A 546-nucleotide genomic window follows, 5' to 3' on the forward strand; every position below is an offset into this window, starting at 1 on the left:
TTAAGCATGACGAGCAAATATCTCGGTAACTTCATCGAATTCTCATAAAATTCTCACAACTTCTTATCTCTTTCATTCCGTTATAAAATAGCGTCCATCCGTTCCCCAAACGCACATTAAAATGCTCAACAATTTACTTACTGCATACTATGGAGAAATCTACGGTATTGCCTTTTTCAGTAACTATCTCAACAACTACAAACAGGCAGAGAAACGCGCGCTTTGGCAAACTTTAGTCGACGTGGAAAAACTGACCGCTGAAAAACTCAAACCTGTTTTGCAAGCACATGGAATGGAGATAGAAGACCGTCATCAAGAAATGATGGAAAAAGGTCTTTCCGATGCAGAAAAGTGGATCGATTTACCTTGGTCAGAGCTGGTTGCCACGCTACTCAATTGGGTTGAGCCGTACGAAGTGACATACCGAGAATGGCAAACTCTCGCGATAGAGAAGAATTCAAACGCTGTCAATTTTCAAACTGCATTTGATTTAGTCGCAGAACATGAAACCGCCATTTATCAATGTTGGCAGCGTTATCATACTAA

At 40.7% G+C, this 546-nt stretch carries 1 protein-coding gene; it reads left to right on the forward strand.

Going from position 1 to position 546, the window contains the following annotated elements:
- Positions 1-121 precede the first annotated feature (121 nt).
- Positions 122-546 (forward strand): hypothetical protein (locus R7093_RS27485; protein WP_318147312.1); only part of this gene is annotated, 425 nt, incomplete at its 3' end.

Source organism: Vibrio sp. 1580 (genome assembly GCF_033340055.1).